Annotated in this window: 16 protein-coding genes, 1 tRNA gene and 1 pseudogene; 9 read left to right on the top strand and 9 right to left on the bottom strand. The window is 70.2% G+C overall.

What is annotated here, in order from left to right; translation table 11 throughout:
• The first annotated feature begins 33 nt into the window (after positions 1 to 33).
• Positions 34 to 297 carry a hypothetical protein gene (locus tag RT2_RS14190; RefSeq protein ID WP_072845441.1) on the top strand — a complete coding sequence of 88 codons (264 nt, stop codon included), beginning with the start codon at positions 34 to 36 and terminating at the stop codon, positions 295 to 297.
• A 191-nt stretch (positions 298 to 488) separates the two neighbouring features.
• Positions 489 to 1163, top strand: coding sequence for a Crp/Fnr family transcriptional regulator (locus RT2_RS14185; RefSeq protein WP_072845440.1), 675 nt, complete (start codon positions 489 to 491; stop codon positions 1161 to 1163).
• A gap of 76 nt (positions 1164 to 1239) precedes the next feature.
• Here the strand turns inward: RT2_RS14185 and RT2_RS14180 are convergent, their stop codons facing one another.
• The 4 genes from RT2_RS14180 to sp36 all read right to left on the bottom strand — a co-directional run bounded on the left by RT2_RS14180 (position 1240) and on the right by sp36 (position 3696).
• Positions 1240 to 2133, bottom strand: coding sequence for an LLM class flavin-dependent oxidoreductase (locus RT2_RS14180; RefSeq protein ID WP_072845439.1), 894 nt, complete (start codon positions 2131 to 2133; stop codon positions 1240 to 1242).
• A 67-nt stretch (positions 2134 to 2200) separates the two neighbouring features.
• A complete protein-coding gene (locus RT2_RS14175) occupies positions 2201 to 2986 on the bottom strand; it encodes an MBL fold metallo-hydrolase (protein WP_072845438.1) in 786 nt (261 codons plus the stop codon).
• 81 nt (positions 2987 to 3067) lie between these two features.
• Positions 3068 to 3526: a RidA family protein gene (locus RT2_RS14170; protein ID WP_072845437.1), complete on the bottom strand. Its 459-nt coding sequence runs from the start codon at positions 3524 to 3526 to the stop codon at positions 3068 to 3070.
• Between the two features lie 5 nt (positions 3527 to 3531).
• Entirely contained in the window at positions 3532 to 3696 is a 165-nt protein-coding gene (gene sp36, locus RT2_RS25485; RefSeq protein WP_092775768.1) for a Sp36 family protein, read from the bottom strand.
• A 104-nt stretch (positions 3697 to 3800) separates the two neighbouring features.
• Here sp36 and bagA point away from each other — a divergent pair, with 104 nt between their 5' ends.
• The gene (gene bagA / locus RT2_RS14165; protein ID WP_072845436.1) at positions 3801 to 4817 is read left to right on the top strand and encodes an ATPase BagA; all 1017 of its coding nucleotides are present in this window, start codon (positions 3801 to 3803) and stop codon (positions 4815 to 4817) included.
• Positions 4814 to 5926, top strand: coding sequence for an ATPase BagB (gene bagB, locus RT2_RS14160; RefSeq protein WP_072845435.1), 1113 nt, complete (start codon positions 4814 to 4816; stop codon positions 5924 to 5926). Before bagA ends, bagB begins: the two co-directional genes overlap by 4 nt.
• A 19-nt stretch (positions 5927 to 5945) precedes the next feature.
• Here the strand turns inward: bagB and RT2_RS14155 are convergent, their stop codons facing one another.
• Positions 5946 to 7193, bottom strand: coding sequence for an MFS transporter (locus RT2_RS14155; protein ID WP_072845434.1), 1248 nt, complete (start codon positions 7191 to 7193; stop codon positions 5946 to 5948).
• On the bottom strand, positions 7190 to 7675 hold the full coding sequence (locus RT2_RS14150) for a MarR family winged helix-turn-helix transcriptional regulator (protein ID WP_072845433.1): 486 nt from the start codon (positions 7673 to 7675) through the stop codon (positions 7190 to 7192). Before RT2_RS14150 ends, RT2_RS14155 begins: the two co-directional genes overlap by 4 nt.
• 123 nt (positions 7676 to 7798) lie before the next feature.
• Here RT2_RS14150 and RT2_RS14145 point away from each other — a divergent pair, with 123 nt between their 5' ends.
• The gene (locus tag RT2_RS14145; RefSeq protein WP_072845542.1) at positions 7799 to 8248 is read left to right on the top strand and encodes a cupin domain-containing protein; all 450 of its coding nucleotides are present in this window, start codon (positions 7799 to 7801) and stop codon (positions 8246 to 8248) included.
• Between the two features lie 93 nt (positions 8249 to 8341).
• Here the strand turns inward: RT2_RS14145 and RT2_RS14140 are convergent, their stop codons facing one another.
• Positions 8342 to 8665, bottom strand: a complete 324-nt coding sequence (locus RT2_RS14140) for a WhiB family transcriptional regulator (protein WP_072845541.1) — start codon at positions 8663 to 8665, stop codon at positions 8342 to 8344.
• 273 nt (positions 8666 to 8938) lie between these two features.
• Between RT2_RS14140 and RT2_RS14135 the strand changes: the two genes are divergently transcribed.
• Positions 8939 to 11323 (top strand): penicillin-binding protein, encoded by a 2385-nt coding sequence (locus RT2_RS14135; protein WP_281244389.1) that lies wholly within the window; start codon positions 8939 to 8941, stop codon positions 11321 to 11323.
• Positions 11324 to 11410: 87 nt separating this feature from the next.
• Here RT2_RS14135 and RT2_RS14130 read toward each other — a convergent pair whose 3' ends face one another.
• The gene (locus RT2_RS14130) at positions 11411 to 11887 is read right to left on the bottom strand and encodes a GatB/YqeY domain-containing protein (protein ID WP_072845432.1); all 477 of its coding nucleotides are present in this window, start codon (positions 11885 to 11887) and stop codon (positions 11411 to 11413) included.
• 69 nt (positions 11888 to 11956) lie between these two features.
• Here RT2_RS14130 and RT2_RS14125 point away from each other — a divergent pair, with 69 nt between their 5' ends.
• Entirely contained in the window at positions 11957 to 12919 is a 963-nt protein-coding gene (locus RT2_RS14125) for a metallophosphoesterase (RefSeq protein WP_072845539.1), read from the top strand.
• Positions 12920 to 12958: 39 nt separating this feature from the next.
• Positions 12959 to 13032 (top strand) — tRNA-Pro (locus tag RT2_RS14120).
• 112 nt (positions 13033 to 13144) lie between these two features.
• On the opposite strand, the gene RT2_RS14115 is transcribed toward RT2_RS14120, so the two are convergent.
• On the bottom strand, positions 13145 to 13525 hold the full coding sequence (locus RT2_RS14115; RefSeq protein WP_072845431.1) for a VOC family protein: 381 nt from the start codon (positions 13523 to 13525) through the stop codon (positions 13145 to 13147).
• Between the two features lie 481 nt (positions 13526 to 14006).
• Between RT2_RS14115 and RT2_RS14110 the strand changes: the two are divergent.
• A pseudogene (locus RT2_RS14110) lies at positions 14007 to 14939 on the top strand (Ig-like domain repeat protein); the annotation flags it as partial.

The following is a 14939-nucleotide window of genomic DNA, read 5'->3' as shown; positions in this document are numbered from 1 at the left end:
CTTCTGAGACATTCGCCGTGTTTACTTCCCGGTATGCAAGGTCTCGCTGTGGTGCTCTTCCCAGTGCTGCTCATGCTGTTTGCGCTGGCGATGGAGCGGGTGGAATGCCGCCTACGCCGGCTGACGGTGCGCGAGCAGGAGGTCCAGGAGTTCCTGGACCAGGCAAGTCATGCCGAGGTGGCGACTCTCGCCGAAGAGGGCCTGCCCCGGGCACTGGCCCGCTTCCACCGTCGCCGCAAGCGCGGCGGCGTCGACGCGGAGGACGAGCCGCCGCTGTCCACACAGCGCGCCAGCTGACCGCTGCCCGACGATCCGTGACCATTCGACGTGCGCGGGGTGTCGCCGGTCACTAATGTTCGAGCGCGGACAGCTAGACTTACTTGGACAAGCTACAAAACCGTCGGCACAGCCAAAGTGCCGAAGCACGGCCGGGAGCCTCACGACGGGCACCCGGACGTCAGAATCAAGATCCCTATGAAGGAGCGCACGTGGACGAGGTCCTGGCCAGAGCCGGAATCTTCCAGGGAGTCGAGCCGTCGGCAGTGGCCGCACTGGTCAAGCAGCTCCAGCCGGTCGACTTCCCCCGTGGGCACGTGATCTTCAACGAGGGCGAGCCCGGCGACCGGCTCTACATCATCGTGTCCGGCAAGATCAAGCTCGGTCGCCGCTCCCCCGACGGTCGCGAGAACCTGCTGACCATCATGGGCCCGTCCGACATGTTCGGCGAGCTGTCCATCTTCGACCCCGGTCCCCGCACCTCGACGGCCACCACCGTCACCGAGGTCCGCGCCGTGCAGATGGACCGCGACGCCCTCAAGTCCTGGATCGACCAGCGACCCGAGATCGCCGAGCAGCTGCTGCGCGTGTTGGCCCGCCGCCTGCGCCGCACCAACAACAACCTCGCGGACCTCATCTTCACCGACGTCCCCGGCCGGGTCGCGAAGGCGCTGCTGCAGCTCGCCCAGCGTTTCGGCACCCAGGAAGCCGGCTCGCTGCGGGTGACGCACGACCTCACCCAGGAAGAGATCGCCCAGCTCGTGGGCGCCTCCCGCGAGACCGTGAACAAGGCGCTCGCCGACTTCGCGCACCGTGGCTGGCTGCGTCTCGAGGGCAAGAGCGTGCTGATCTCCGACTCGGAGCGTCTGGCCCGCCGCGCGCGCTGACGCCACCGCAGATCTGACCGAGCCGTCCGTCCCCCTCGGGGGCGGGCGGCTTCGTCGTTCCCTGCCCGTCGCGGCCTCAGGCCCGGTGCCGCGCGACCGCCTCCCGCACCGCGGGCACCACCTCGACCGCCCACCGGCGGTGCTGGTGCGGGTCGTCCCCCTCGGCGCCGAAGACGAAGGTGTCCATGCCCGTCTCGACGACCAGTCCGGTCAGCTCCTCGACCCACTGCCCGACCGGGCCGCCCAGGAAGCCGCCGCCGGGACCGTCGGTGATGGCGCCGAAGACGTTGTAGATGCGCTGGATGTCGGCGGGGTCGCGGCCGGCGGCCGTCGCGGACTCGTCGATCCGCGTGTGCATGTCGGGCAGCTTCGGCGGCGGGAAGTAGCTGTTCGACGGCGCCCAGCCGTCGGCCTTGCGGCCGAGCACACCGAGCATCCGTGGACCGCCCACCCCCAGCCAGATCCCGATGTCGTGGGCGGGCCGCGGCCCCGGGTGCACCCCGGACAACCGGTGGTGGGTGCCGTCGTAGCGCACCGACCGCTCCCCGGACCACATCAGCCGGATCACGTCGACGGCCTCCGACAACGCCCCCGCCGCCTCCCCCGGTGTGCGCTCCGGCCCGTCCATCGCGGTGATGGCCGACCAGAAGGCGCCGGCGCCGAGCGCGAGCTCGAACCGTCCGCCGGACAGCACGTCCAGGCTCGCCGCCGCCTTCGCCATCACCGCCGGGGGCCGCAGGGGCAGGCAGGCCACGTCGGGGAACACCCGGATGCTGCTGGTCCGGGCCAGCACGAACGCCATCAGCGACCAGGTGTCGAGGAAGTCCTTCTGGTACGGGTGGTCCTGGATCCCGACGAGGTCCAGTCCCTCCTCGTCGGCCATCTCGACCAGGTCGAGGACCTCGTCCGCCCGACCCGACTCCGGGGTGGGAAACATGCCGAACTGCAGCGGACGTCCGTAGTCGGTCATCGACGAGCTCCTCGGTTCGCGGGAACACCGAGTTCCACGCTCGCGCACCGGGACCGGAAACGCAACGTCAGCGGCGGAGATAGTCCAGCTGCACCCGGACGGACTGCTCGGCCACCGGCCACAGCTTCTCGTCGACGTCGGTGTACACGTGCTCGACGACGCTGCGCACGCTCGCGTCCGCGCCGAGCGCCTCCAGGGCGGCGCGGACCTGGTCGAGCCGGTCCTCGCGATGGTCGAGGTACTGCTGGGCGACCGTCTGCAGGTCGGGCAGGTCCGGGCCGTGACCCGGGAGCACCGTGCGGCCGGTGCCGAGGTCGATCAGCGACCGCAGTGAGGCCAGGTAGTCGCCGAGGTCGCCGTCCGTCGAGTCGAGGACTGTGGTGCCGCGGCCGAGGATGGTGTCGCCGGTGAGCACCGAGCCCTCCCCCTCGATCACGAACGACGTCGAGTCGAGCGTGTGCCCGGGCGTACGCAGCACCCGGATCGCGAGCCCGACCTCCTCGATGAGTTCGCCGTCGGGCAGGCCGGCGTCGGTGCGACGGCGGAACTTCGGGTCCACGGACCGGACCGGGGAGCCGGTCAGCTCGACGAACCGGTCGATGCCGCCGGTGTGGTCCCCGTGCCGGTGGGTGATCAGTGTCAGGGCCACCGGGCCGACCGACGCCACCCGGAGCAGGTGTTCCTCGTCGGCCTCGCCGGGGTCGACCACGACGCATTCCTCGCGGCCCGGGGCCCGCAGGATCCACGTGTTGGTCCCGTCGAGCGTCATCATCCCGGGGTTGTCCTCCAACATCACCGCGGCGATGTCGGTGACCTGTCGGAGCTGCGCGTACGCCGGATGTGCGGGGGTCATGGGCTCACCTTACAAACCGCGGCTGCGCCACCCCTTACGGGCGGCGCAGCCGCGCAGCGTGTTCGGACGATCCCGGCCGGTTCAGCGAACCTCGACGATGACCTCGACCTCGACGGGCGCGGCGAGCGGAAGCTCGGCCACCCCGACCGCGGACCGGGCGTGCACGCCCGCGTCGCCGAACACCTCACCCATCAGCTCGGAGGCGCCGTTGATGACGCCCGGCTGGCCGGTGAAGCCCTCCACCGACGCGACGAACCCGACGAGCTTGACCACCCGCACGACGGAGTCCAGTCCGACCAGCGCGTCGATCGCGGCCAGCGCGTTGAGCGCGCAGGTCCGGGCCGCGGCCTTCGCCTCGTCCGCGTCGACGGGGCCGCCGACCTTTCCGGTCAACGGCAGTGCGCCGTCCACGAACGGGAGCTGCCCCGAGGTGTAGACGAGGTCGCCGGTCCGCACCGCCGGGACGTACGCCGCGACGGGGGCCGCCACGGCGGGCAGCTCGAGGCCCAGCTCGGCCAGACGCGCCTTCCACTGTCCCATCGCGGTCAGCCCTTCGGGCGCTTCAGGTACGCCACGTGCTGTTCACCGGTGGGGCCGGGCAGCACCGACACCAGTTCCCAGCCGTCGGCTCCCCACTGGTCGAGGATCTGCTTGGTCGCGTGGGTCAGCAGCGGAACGGTCGCGTACTCCCAGGTGGTCAATTCACTCATGCCGGAGAGCCTAGTGCCCCGCCGTCGAAGTCCACCGACGCAGATTTCCGACGCGGACGACCGGCCCCGGCACGACGCGGCGCCGCGACTTATAGGCTCCGGGTGTGGCAGCACCCGCGAGCACACCCGCATTCGAATGGCCGGCCAAGGCGGACAAGGCCCGCCTCCACTTTGTCTCAGGCAAGGGCGGCACCGGAAAGTCAACCGTCGCTTCGGCTTTGGCTCTGGCATTGGCCGCGGGCGGGCGGCGAGTACTGCTCGTCGAGGTCGAAGGACGGCAGGGCATTGCGCAGCAGTTCGACATGCCGCCGCTGCCCCCGGCGGAGACCAAGATCGCCACGGCCGACGGCGGCGGCGAGGTGTTCGCGCTGGCACTCGACATCGAGACCGCGTTCCTCGAGTACCTCGACATGTTCTACAACCTGGGCTTCGCCGGCCGCGCGATGCGCCGGATCGGCGCCGTCGAGTTCGCGACCACGCTGGCGCCGGGCCTGCGCGACGTCCTGATCACCGGAAAGATCAAGGAGTGCGTGATCCGCACCGACAAGTCCGGCGTCCGGGTGTACGACGAGGTGGTGGTGGACTCGCCGCCGACCGGCCGGATCGGTAGCTTCCTCGACGTGACGAAGGCGATGGCGGACCTGGCCAAGGGCGGGCCGGTGCACTCCCAGTCGGAAGGGGTGGTGCGCCTGCTGCACTCCGACGAGACGATGGTGCACCTGGTGACGCTGCTCGAGGCCCTCCCGGTGCAGGAGACCGCGGACGCCGTCGTGGAACTCGAGGCCGCGGACCTGCGGATCGGCGCCGTGATCGTCAACCGCAGCGCGACCGCGTACCTGCCCACCAAGGAGATGGCCGACGCGGCCGCGGGCGTCATCGACGCCGACGCGGTCCGGGCCGGTCTCGCCGCGGCGGGCATCACGCTCTCCGACGACGACTTCGCCGGCCTGCTCACCGAGACCATCGAGAACGCGTCGACGCTGCGCGCGCAGGACGACAGCGCCGAGAGCCTCGACGCGCTGGACGTCGCCCGCCTGCACCTGACCGCGCTGACCGACGGCGTCGACCTCGGCGGGCTGTACGAACTCGCCGAGCAGCTGGCCGAACAGGGCGTCCGGTGACGGCCCCGCTCGACGTCGGCGGCATCCTCGCCGACCCGAATTCCCGGATCGTGGTGTGCTGCGGGTCCGGCGGCGTGGGCAAGACCACCACCGCCGCGTCGATGGCGCTACGGGCCGCCGAGCAGGGCCGACGTGTGGTGGTGCTGACCATCGACCCGGCTCGCAGGCTGGCGCAGGCGCTCGGCGTCGAGGACCTCGGCAACACCCCGCAGCCGGTGCAGCTGGGGCCGGGCGCGACCGGCGAGCTGCACGCGATGATGCTGAACATGCGGCGCACCTTCGACGACATGGTGCTCGAGCACTCGACACCGGAGAAGGCCCAGCAGATCCTGGCGAACCCCTTCTACCAGACCGTGGCCACCTCGTTCTCCGGCACGCAGGAGTACATGGCGATGGAGAAGCTGGGGCAGCTCGCCGCCAGCGACGAGTGGGACCTGGTGGTGGTCGACACCCCGCCGTCGCGCAACGCGCTGGACTTCCTCGACGCCCCGCAGCGGCTCGGCGCCTTCCTGGACGGCCGGATGATCCGGATGCTCTCCGCCCCAGGTCGTGGCATCGGACGCCTGGTGACCGGCGCGATGGGCCTGGCGCTCAAGGCCGTGAACACCGTCGTCGGCAGCCAGATGCTGGCCGACGCGTCCGCGTTCGTGCAGTCCTTCGAGTCCATGTTCGGCGGGTTCCGGGAGCGGGCCGCCCGGACCTACGAGCTGCTGCGGGCGGACGGCACCCACTTCATGGTGGTCGCCGCGCCGGAGCCGGATGCGCTGCGGGAGGCGTCGTTCTTCGTCGAGCGGCTGACCTCCGACGGCATGCCGCTGGCCGGACTGGTGCTCAACCGCACACACCCGACGCTCAGCTCGCTGTCCGCCGATCACGCGGTGGCGGCGGCGGACCAGCTGAAGGAGAACGGGGAGCACCCGCTGGCGGCCGCGGTGCTGCGAATCCACGCGGAGCGGGCCCGGACCGCGCAGCGCGAGCTGCGGATGCTGGGCCGTTTCTCCAAGGCGCACCCGCGCGTCCCGGTGGTCGGCGTGCCGTCGCTGCCCTTCGAGGTGTCCGACCTCGAGGCCCTGCGGGCCGTCGCCGACCAGCTCACCGGCCAGGTCTGACGGCAGGTCGGGCGCGAGCTCAGGCCGCGCCGGGGACGGGTTCCGGCGCGGCCGCCGACCGCCGGCGCGCGACCAGCAACGCGAGCCCCGCCGCGACCAGGCAGGACGCCGCGCCCATCGCGAGCGCGGCCCGGCCGCCGAACTCCTCGGCGACGAAGCCGGCGATCGGCCCGCCGATCGGGGTCGAGCCGAGGAACGCGACGGACCACAGCGCCATCACCCGACCTCGCATGCTCGGGTCCGCCCCGAGCTGCAGGGTGCTGTTGCCGGTCGCCATGAAGCCGACGCTGGCGGCCCCGACGAACGCCAACGCGGCCAGTTCGAGCCAGAGCGTGGGGGCGAAGGCGGCGGCCGCGATCAGCACCCCGAACACCGCCGCCGACGTCGACAACGCCCGCACCCCGGTCCGTCCGCGGGCCGCGACGTAGAGCCCGCCGACCACCGCGCCGGCGCCCATCGCCGCGGTCATGAAGCCGTACACCTCGGCACCACCGCCGAAGGTCTCCCGCGCCAGCACCGGCAGGACCACCTGGAACTCGTAGGCGAGGGCACCGACCAGCGCCATCATCAGCAGCGGGATCAGCAGCTCCGGTGTGCGGCCGACGTAGCCGAGGCCCTCGCGCAGCTGCCCGGGACTGCGCCGCACCGGCGGGGACGGACAGAGCGCGGCGACGTCGAGACGGACCAGGGAGACCACGACGGCGACGAAGCTCAGGGCGTTGAGCAGGAAGCAGATCCCGAGTCCGCCGGCGGCGATCACGATCCCGGCGACCGCCGGTCCGACCGCACGGGCCGCGTTGACCAGCACCGAGTTGAGGCTGACGGCGTTGCGCAGGTCCGCGGGGCCGACCATCTCGAGCACGAACGCCTGCCGGGCGGGATTCTCGAAGCAGTTGTTCATGCCGAGTAGGAACGCGAGCAGGTACACCTGCCAGAGGGTGACCGTGTGGGTGACCGTCAACAGGCCCAGGACCAGGGCCAGCGCCCCCATCATGGCCTGCAGCCCGATCATCAGCCGGCGCTTGTCCAGCCGGTCCGCGACGACGCCGCCGTACGGCCCGAACAGCAGGACGGGCAGCGTCTGCAGGGCCACCACGAACCCCAGTGCGGTGCCGGAACCGGTCAGCTGCAGCACCAGCCACGCCTGCGCGACGGCCTGCATCCAGGTGCCGACCATCGAGACCGCCTGGCCGCCGAAGTAGAGCCGGAAGTTGGGGTTGGACAGTGAGGCGAAGGTGTCCCGCCGGATGTCGGCGAGGGCGGTCACCGCGCGGTCACCCGGTCGCGGTCGCTCGCCGACGCCGCCTCGGCGGGCGCCCGCATCTGCGTGGCCAGCGCCTCGATCGCGGGCAATGCCAGCAGCAGTCGGTCGGCCTGATCCTCCGGCAGCGCGGCGAGACCGGAGGCGAACAGCCGGGTCCTGTCGCGGCGCAGCCCCTCGTGCAGCTCCTCGCCGGCCGGGGTGACCTGCACCAGCACGGCGCGGCGGTCGGCGGGATCCGGTGAGCGGGCCAGCAGCCCGTCCGCCTCGAGCTTGCCGATCACGCGGGAGAGCATCGTGGGGTTGAGGCCCTCGGTCGCCGCCAGCTCGCCGACCCCGAGGGGGCCGAGCCTGCTCACGGTGCCGAGCACGGAGAGCTGGGTCCGGGTCAGCCCACCCCCGGAGACCTGCCGGTCGACGAGCCGCGAGATCCGGGCCAGGGCGACCTTGAGTCTGGTGACCTCGTCGTCGGTGAGCGTCCTGGGCATGCGACCTCCTCCGGTTTACTTGCCTATCGGCAAGCATACGCCCGGGTGGTCGCACTCCCCCGAATCCGCGGACGGCCGCCGACCTCCGGACAGGAAGGCGGTGGCGGTGCCATGCTGACTGCCATGGCGACACTGCCCGACTGGGCACACGCATTGGAGCTGGCCCCACACCCGGAGGGCGGCTGGTACCGGGAGACCTGGCGCAGCGACGTCACCGTCCCGGCCGGGGCCCTGCCGCCCGACTACCCGCACTCCCGCTCCGCGGGCACCGCCATCCTGTTCCTGCTGATGCCCGGCGAGCAGTCGGCGTGGCACTCCGTGCGCAGCGACGAGATCTGGTTCTGGCACCGCGGCGGGGCACTGCACCTCGACCTGGGCGGCGACGGGACGGAGCCGGGCCCGCCGAACCGACACGTCCTCGGCGCCGACGTCCTCGCCGGACAGTCGCCCCAGTTCGTGATGCCGGCGCGACACTGGCAACGGGCGCGCCCGGCCGGGAACGAAGCGGTGCTCGTCAGCTGCGCCGTAGTACCGGGATTCGACTTTGCGGATTTTCGGCTTCACGGCGGGTGACCCGGCCGCGGCGCTCCACGCGGCCGACCCGGACAGCACACTGGCCGGGCCCATTTGACGGGGTCCCGGCCAGCGGCGAGAGAATTAGTCCGTTCAGATGACAGGGGCCTGGTGCCGCTGCGCCTCGAAGAAGTCCGCCCAGGACTCGACCTCGAGGTGCTGCTTGAGCAGCGCACGGCGCTGGCGCTCGGTCATTCCGCCCCACACGCCGAACTCGACACGGTTGTCCAAGGCGTCCGCGCCGCACTGCATCAGGACCGGGCAGTGTCGGCAGATCGTGGCGGCCTTGCGCTGCGCGGCACCGCGAACGAACAGCTGATCGGGATCGACCGCTCGGCATCGCGCCTGCGTAACCCACGCAATACGAGCCTCTGCCTCTTCGACATCCAGCCGGTTTCCCGAGGTGATCACGGTCATCTTCTGCCCCTCCTGCAATACGAGCGTCGCCCTCGCTGACGCTCTTGGGATGCGGTGGGCGCGCCCTATCATGAGCGAGTCTCACCACATTCCTGATCTAGTGTTATCTGAATCACACCGCCTCCCAATTTAGGCAATGTACAACGGTTTGCGCAAGGTGCTGGGCCCACTTTTTTGGTACGGACGTGCATCCAGGACACTTGCCAGCCATCACGTGAGGTGGCACGACCCGCGCTCGGGGCTCGGGCACGCGCGGCCACGTACTCTGTCGGGGTGCCAATCGCAAAGACAGTCGCGAAACTCGCCGGATGCTCTGCCCTTGCCGGGGCGCTCCTGGCGGGCGTGATGTTCCCGTTGGCCGGCGGGTTCGGAATCGCGTCGAACCGGGCCGCGGACGCCGTCGACAACGTGTCCGCAGAACTCATCGAAGGCGATGTGCCGGCGGTGTCGACCATGGTCGACGTCGACGGCAACCCCATCGCCTGGCTCTACGAGCAGCGCCGATTCGAGGTGCCCAGCGACAAGATCTCCAACGACATGAAGCTGGCGATCGTGTCGGTCGAGGACCGGCGGTTCGCCGACCACCAGGGGGTGGACTGGCAGGGCACGGTGCGCGCCTTCCTCACCAACACCACCAGCGGGCAGGTTCAGCAGGGCGCGTCCACCATCGACCAGCAGTACGTGAAGAACTACCAACTGCTGGTCGTGGCGAAGACCGACGCCGAGCGCCGGGCCGCCATCGAGACCACCCCGGCGCGCAAGATCCGGGAGATCCGGATGGCGCTGACGCTGGACAAGAAGCTCACCAAGGACGAGATCCTCACCCGCTACCTGAACCTGGTGCCGTTCGGCAACGCGTCGTTCGGCATCCAGGACGCGGCCCGCACCTACTTCGGGGTCGACGCGAAGGACCTCAACCTGACGCAGTCCGCGATGCTGGCCGGGATGGTGCAGTCCAGCTCCGCACTGAACCCGTACACCAACCCGGACGGCGTGCTCGAGCGCCGCAACACCGTGCTCGACACCATGATCGCGAACATCCCGGACCGCGCCGCCGAGATCCGGGCCGCCAAGGACGAGCCCCTCGGAGTGCTGCCGGAGCCGCAGACGCTGCCCCGCGGGTGCATCGCCGCCGGCGACCGCGGCTTCTTCTGCGACTACGCACTGCAGTACCTGGCGAATGCCGGGATCAGCCGCGAGCAGGTCGAGAAGGGCGGCTACCTGATCAAGACCACCCTCGACCCGAAGGTGCAGAACTCCGCGCACAGCGCGCTGACCGCGACCGCCAGCCCGACCGTCGAGGGCGTCGCGCAGGTGATGAACGTGATCGCGCCCGGCCAGGACCAGCACCGGGTGCTGGCGATGAGCAGCAGCCGCAACTACGGCCTCAACGGCGAGATCAACGAGACCGTCCAGCCGCAGCCGTACTCGCTCGTCGGCACCGGCGCCGGCTCGATCTTCAAGATCTTCACCACGGCCGCGGCGATGGAGAAGGGTCTCGGCACCGACGCGGTCCTGCAGGTCCCCGGCCGGGTCGACGTCAAGGGCATGGGATACGGCGGCGCCAAGGGCTGCCCGCCGGCCACCTACTGCGTGGAGAACGCGGGCAAGTACCCGCCCGCGCTGTCGGTGACCGACGCGCTTGCCCAGTCGCCGAACACCGCCTTCGTCAAGCTGATCGAGGCCGCCGGCGTCACCCCGACCGTGGACATGGCGGTCCGCCTCGGCCTGCGGTCCTACGCGCAGCCCGGCACCTCCGGGCAGGGCGACGGTCAGTCCCTCGCCGACATGCAGAAGCAGCAGAACCTCGGCTCGTTCACCCTCGGCCCGACCTGGGTGAACCCGCTGGAGCTGTCCAATGTCGCGGCGACCCTGGCCTCGCACGGGAAGTGGTGCCCGCCGACGCCGATCGACTCGATCGTCGACCGCACCGGCAAGCCGGTGTCCGTCACCCAGCAGGCCTGTGAGCAGGTCGTTGCCCCGGGCCTGGCGGACACCCTGGCGAACGCAATGAGTCACGACGACAAGCCCGGTGGCACCTCCGCCGGCGCGGCCGGTTCCGTCGGCTGGACGCTGCCGATGGCCGGCAAGACCGGTACCACCGAGTCGCACATGTCCTCGGCGTTCCTCGGCTTCACCAACAACCTCGCGGCCAGCGTGTACGTCTACGCGGACTCGCCGACGCCCCGCGAGATCTGCACCTCGCCGTTGCGCCAGTGCAGTGAGGGCAACGTCTACGGCGGCACCGAACCCGCCCGGGCCTGGTTCCTGGCGATGAAACCGATCGTGAACGACTTCGGGCCCACGTCGCTTCCGCCCCTGGACCCGAAGTACCAGCGTGGATCGCAGAACGCGCAGGTTCCCGAGGTGGTGGGGATGAGCCAGGCGCAGGCGACCGGCGCCCTGCAGGCCGCCGGGTTCACGGTGAACGCCGTGTCCATGTCCGGGGAGAGCGCGCGCGGCACCACGCTGAGCACGTCACCGGCGGGGCTCGCGGTCCCGGGCTCGTCGATCACGCTCTACGTGAGCGACGGGACCGCCAAGAAGACGGCGCCCACACCGGCACCGGGCGCTCCCGGCGGCCCCGGCGCCCCGGACGGACAGGCGACGATCCAGCTGCCCGGCCTGCCCCCGATCACCCTGCCGGTGCCGCGCTGACACCGCGCCGCTGACATGAAGCCGCCCGGGTGCGGGCGGGAGCACTCGACTCCCGCCCGCACCCGGGCGGCGGCGTTCGGGGGCGGACTACAGGCGGTCCTTGACCGCCTTGGAGATCCGGGAGCCGTCCGCCTTGCCCGCGGCGATGGCGGTGGCGACCTTCATCACCTGACCCATCTGACGCATACCGGGACGCTCCCCCAACTCCTCCGCGACCTGGGCGATCGCGGTGTCCGCGACGTCCGCCAGCTCGGCGTCGGTCAGCGGGGTGGGCAGGTACTCGTCGATGATCCGCGCCTCGGCGTGCTCCTTCGCGGCCAGTTCGCCGCGACCGTTCTCGGTGTAGATCTCGGCGGACTCGCCGCGCTTCTTCGACTCCTTGGCCAGTACCTTCAGCACCTCGTCGTCGGTGAGTTCGCGTGCCTCCTTGCCCGCGACCTCCTCGGTCTGGATAGCGGCGAGCAGCATTCGCAGGGTCTGGGTGCGCAGCGTGTCCTTGGCCTTCATCGAGGTCGTCAGGTCGGCGCGCAGGGTGCTCTTCAGGCTGGCTGTGGAATCGGACATGGTGCCGAACGCTACGCGCCTCGGGCGGTGAGGCGCATGTCGATTGCGCCCGCTGCGTATCCTTGAGTGGTGTTTGACAACCCTCGCAACGTCCTCCGCGGAACCGCGGCCGGTGTGGTCGGAGCCGCGGCGCTCGGCGTCGGGTACGCCTCGCTGATCGAACGGAACGCCTTCACCCTGCGTGAGGCGACCATGCCGGTGCTCGAGCCCGGGTCCCCCTCGCTGCGGGTGCTGCACATCAGCGACCTGCACATGATGCCCGGGCAGAAGCTCAAGCAGAACTGGCTGCGCGAACTGGACCGTCTCGACCCCGACCTGGTGGTGAACACCGGCGACAACCTCTCGCACCAGCGGGCGGTGCCCGCGGTCGTGCAGTCGCTCGGCAGCCTGCTGGCCCGGCCGGGCCTGTTCGTCTTCGGCAGCAACGACTACTTCGCACCGAAGCCGAAGAACCCGCTCAAGTACTTCAACAAGGAGCACAAGCGGACGCACGGCGAGCCGCTGCCGTGGCAGGACCTGCGGGCGGCGTTCACCGAGCGCGGCTGGCTGGACGTGACACACACCCGCCGCGAGCTCGAGGTGGCCGGCATCCGCATCGCGACGGCGGGCGTCGACGACCCGCACCTCAAGCGGGACCGCTACGACACCATCGCCGGCCGGCCGAACCCGATGGCGAACCTGCGGCTCGGCATCACCCACTCGCCCGAGCCCCGGGTGCTGGACCGGTTCGCCGACGACGGCTACGACCTGGTGCTCGCCGGCCACACCCACGGCGGCCAGCTGTGCCTGCCGTTCTACGGCGCGCTGGTGACCAACTGCCAGCTGGACCGGTCCCGGGTCAAGGGTCCGTCGAAGTGGGGTGCCCACACGCGCCTGCACGTCTCCGCCGGCGTGGGCACCTCCCCGTACGCCCCGGCGCGGTTCTGCTGCCGCCCGGAAGCGACCCTGCTGACATTGGTCGCATCCCCCTCCAGAGGGCCAAAACAGGGCGTCCGAACAGGCGTTTCGCGTTCTTCGGCAGTCGTGCGCTAGACTTCGCTGGCTGCCAAAACAACGGCAGTGAGCAGGGCACGGGGTGTGGCGCAGCTTGGTAGCGCGCTTCGTTCGGGACGAAGAGGTCGTGGGTTCAAATCCCGCCACCCCGACAGTGCTCGAAGGCGCCATCCGATTCATTCGGATGGCGCCTTCGCTGTTTCCGGGACTCTTTCGCGCGCTCCCGGACCGTTCAGTGCCGCCGGCCGTGCCGGACGGCGCCGGTCACTCGTCCTGGTGAATCTGGATCAGGTTTCCGCAGGTGTCGTCGAAGACCGCCGAGGTGCCGGACTGGTCCGCGGTCGGCTCGCCGGTGAACCGCACCCCCAGCGCGGACAGGCGCTCGTACTCCGCCCGCACGTCCGGGGCGCCGAACACGATGATCGGCAGGCCCTGCTCGTAGACGCCCCTGCGGTACGCCTCGGCGACCGGGTTGTCGCTGGGCTCGAGCAGCAGACCCACGCCGTCGGGATCCTGCGGCGACCGCACGATGTACAGGTTGTACTCCGGGACCGCCATCAACTCCTCGAAGCCCAGGACGTCGCGGTAGAACTCGAACGCCGCGGCCGGGTCGACGACATGGATTCCACACATCTTGATTCGCATGTCCCGACGCTAACGACGACCACCGACATCCGCATCGCGCCGGCCGGGTCGTGGGCAAGGCGCGGGAAGGTTGCCGCCCCTCCGCCGCGGCCCACGCGCGTCGGCTTCCTCGCGGCCTTGTCGACCCCGCCCGCACCGCACGCTTCCGATACTCCCCGCGCAATTGTCGGAATCGGCCGATCCCCCTACCCCGACCCAGGAATCCAGTCCGCCCACGCTCCGATGAACACGTTTCAGTAGGGGACCAAAACTGCATGCCAGGACACAAGATGGTCACGATTGAACCCCCCAAAGTTGACCCTCAAGTGAGAGTTGAGGCTTCCACCTGGCGTTTTACTCTATTGCGTTTACCGTTCAGTAACTTGACGGCCCTTTTTTGATAACTGCAACGAGTTCTCACTTTGGATGACACAGTGTGGTGAATTTCACCCACCCCCGATGTTCGGCACGGCCATCCCCGGACCGAGCGCAAGGAGTTTCCATGTCGAGATCCCAAGTGCGGCGTGTTGCCGTACCGGTCACCAGCGTGGCGGTCGTTGCCGGAATGATGCTGGTCGGTAGCCCGGCCAACGCAGCGCCCACCACCACTTCGTTCAAGAACTCGTGCCAGGCCAAGGCAGTGATCACGGTCGACAAGATGGCCGACACCTCGATGACGGTCGACGCACCCACCTCCGTGGCAGCCGGCGAGACGTTCACCTACCGCATCCAGCCCGGTGCCGCTTCGTACCCCGACAGCGACTCCGGCGCCACCACCACCAACGTCTCGCGTCTGAAGGTCGACTACGCAATCCCCGCCAACGCCACCTTCGTCAGCGCCGCCGTGGTGGGCACCGGGATCAACATCGACAACGTCGCGCCGAGCGTGCTCCGGGTGAACGACTCGGGCAACGCCGACCCCGCCGGAAACTTCATTCGTCTGTCCGGCAACAACCAGACCATCGCGAACGGCCCGTCGAGCAGCACCAACAGCGAGGGCGGCATTCGAGCCCCCAAGCTGAAGAAGGACCTCAACGGCAACGCCACCGGCGGCGACAGCTGGTTCCGCCTGCCCGCTGTCGACGTGACGGTGACCGCGGGGGCGCCCGGCGTGATCACGCCCAAGGTGCGCACCGCGGGAGGTGCCACCAGCTACGGCAACGACATGAACTACTACACCTTCCTGCCGAAGGCGAGCTTCTTCGGCGGCACCCAGTGGGCACCCACCCGCTGCATCCCCAGCGACAACAAGAGTGCCCTCAACGCCGGCGCAGGCCCCCTGGCCACGATCACCGTCACCAACCCCGGCCCGGTCATCGTCGACACCACCACCACGCTGAACGTCCCGGCCACCGCCAAGACCGGCACCGCCGTCGACCTCACCGCGACCGTCGCCCCCGCGGGCGCCACCGGCACCGTCCAGTTCAAGGACGGC

Origin of the sequence: Rhodococcus tukisamuensis NBRC 100609 (genome assembly GCF_001894985.1) — a bacterium.
Lineage (GTDB): Bacteria > Actinomycetota > Actinomycetes > Mycobacteriales > Mycobacteriaceae > Rhodococcus_G > Rhodococcus_G tukisamuensis.
This window is presented reverse-complemented; position numbering and strand designations above follow the sequence as displayed.

Coding starts and splice junctions, on each gene's coding strand:
- RT2_RS14130 (WP_072845432.1), bottom strand. CDS start 11,887: ATGTCCGATTCCACAGCCAGCCTGAAGAGCACCCTGCGCGCCGACCTG.
- RT2_RS14190 (WP_072845441.1), top strand. CDS start 34: ATGCAAGGTCTCGCTGTGGTGCTCTTCCCAGTGCTGCTCATGCTGTTT.
- RT2_RS14180 (WP_072845439.1), bottom strand. CDS start 2,133: ATGACCGACTACGGACGTCCGCTGCAGTTCGGCATGTTTCCCACCCCG.
- RT2_RS14175 (WP_072845438.1), bottom strand. CDS start 2,986: ATGACCCCCGCACATCCGGCGTACGCGCAGCTCCGACAGGTCACCGAC.
- RT2_RS14150 (WP_072845433.1), bottom strand. CDS start 7,675: ATGCCCAGGACGCTCACCGACGACGAGGTCACCAGACTCAAGGTCGCC.
- sp36 (WP_092775768.1), bottom strand. CDS start 3,696: ATGAGTGAATTGACCACCTGGGAGTACGCGACCGTTCCGCTGCTGACC.
- RT2_RS14145 (WP_072845542.1), top strand. CDS start 7,799: ATGGCGACACTGCCCGACTGGGCACACGCATTGGAGCTGGCCCCACAC.
- RT2_RS14170 (WP_072845437.1), bottom strand. CDS start 3,526: ATGGGACAGTGGAAGGCGCGTCTGGCCGAGCTGGGCCTCGAGCTGCCC.
- RT2_RS14115 (WP_072845431.1), bottom strand. CDS start 13,525: ATGCGAATCAAGATGTGTGGAATCCATGTCGTCGACCCGGCCGCGGCG.
- RT2_RS14140 (WP_072845541.1), bottom strand. CDS start 8,665: ATGACCGTGATCACCTCGGGAAACCGGCTGGATGTCGAAGAGGCAGAG.